The organism is Promicromonospora kroppenstedtii DSM 19349 (assembly GCF_000515355.1).
In the GTDB taxonomy this organism is placed as follows: domain Bacteria; phylum Actinomycetota; class Actinomycetes; order Actinomycetales; family Cellulomonadaceae; genus Promicromonospora; species Promicromonospora kroppenstedtii.
The window spans coordinates 26985-28527 of record NZ_KI911743.1; the positions used below are offsets into that span (position 1 = coordinate 26985).

Sequence of the window (1543 nt, forward strand, 5' to 3'; positions counted from 1 at the left end):
CACGATGCCGCTGCGCAGCCAGACCACGCGCGCGCCGGCCTCCGCGGCGGGGGCCGTGGCGTTCTCCCACGCCTTGACCAGCTGCGCCAGGAAGTCGTCCCCGCGCGCCGACGCCTCGGTCAGCAGCTCGTCCCCGCGGTCCCCGTACGCCCCGACCGCGGAGGCGTTGACCAGGACGGGCGGCTCGTCCAGCCGCGCGATCGTGCGGGCCAGCAGGCTCGTGGTGGTGGTGCGCGAGCCCAGGAGCTTCTGCTTGTAGGCGGGGGTCCAGCGGTGGTCGCCGATCCCGGCCCCGGCCAGGTTCACGACGGCGCCGGCGCCCTCCAGCGCGGCCGGGTCGAGCTCCCCGGTCCGCGGGTCCCAGAGCACCTGCCGGACGGCGCCGTCGTCCCCGGTGGGAACCGCCCTGGCCGCCGAGCCGCCGTCGGAGTCCGCGCCCCGGCGCACCAGGCGGCGCACACCGTGACCTCGCTCCCTGAGGTCCGCGACCAGCGCGGAACCGACCAGACCGTGGGACCCGGCCACCACTACGTCCATCCCGCGAATCTAGCCTGCCGGGCGACCCACGGACCGAACACAGCGGTCACCGGGAACGACCGTGGCCGGCCCCGAACCGGGACCGGCCACAGCGCTCTACCTGCTGGTCGACGTCGGGCGCGCGAGGCTACCCGGTCGACCCGAAGGCCCTGGTCAGAGACCGACCTCGGCCTCGAACGCGCCCTCTTCGATGCGGTTCTTGATCGCGGTGAGGAAGCGCGCGGCGTCCGCACCGTCGACCAGGCGGTGGTCGTAGGACAGGAAGATGTACGACATCGAGCGCACCGCGATGCTCTCGTTGCCCTCGGCGTCGGTCACCACGACCGGGCGCTTGGTGATGGTGCCCGTGCCGAGGATGGCCGCGTGGCCCAGCGGCACGATCGGCGTGTCGATGAGCGAGCCGCCCGAGCCGGTGTTCGTGATGTTGAACGTGCTGCCCGAGAGCTCGTCCGGCGTGACCTTGTTGGCCCGGGTGCGCGCACCGAGGTCCTGGATCTGCCGGGCGATGCCGGCAAGGTTCAGGTCGCCCGCGTTCTTGATGACCGGGACCACCAGGCCACGCTCGGTGTCGACGGCGATGCCGACGTTCTCCGAACCGTGGTAGGTGATCTCGCCCTTCTCGGTGTCGATCGTGGCGTTGATCTTCGGGTACGCCTTGAGCGCCTCGACGGCGGCCTGCGTGAAGAACGGCAGGAACGTCAGCTTGGCGCCCTCGCGAGCGGCGAAGGACTCCTTGGCCTTGGCCCGGAGCTTGGCGACGCGCGTGACGTCGACCTCCATGACCGTGGTCAGCTGGGCCTGCGTCTGCACCGCCTCGAGCATGCGCTCGGCGACGATCTTCCGCAGGCGCGACATCTTCTCGGTGGTGCCACGCAGCGGCGACACCTCGAGCTTGGCCGCGGGGGCCTTGGCGGCCGCGGGCGCTGCGGCAGCGGCGGGGGCCGGAGCGGCCTTCGCCTCGGCCGCGGCGAGCACGTCCTCCTTGCGGATGCGACCGCCGACGCCG

At 72.7% G+C, this 1543-nt stretch carries 2 protein-coding genes; both read right to left on the bottom strand.

Going from position 1 to position 1543, the window contains the following annotated elements; all coding sequences use genetic code 11:
* The coding region (locus PROKR_RS24055; protein WP_036968671.1) for an NAD-dependent epimerase/dehydratase family protein at window positions 1-537 on the bottom strand (537 nt) is incomplete at its 3' end.
* 153 nt (window positions 538-690) lie between these two features.
* A partial coding sequence (gene sucB / locus PROKR_RS24060) for a 2-oxoglutarate dehydrogenase, E2 component, dihydrolipoamide succinyltransferase (protein WP_036968674.1) occupies window positions 691-1543 on the bottom strand: 853 nt, incomplete at its 5' end.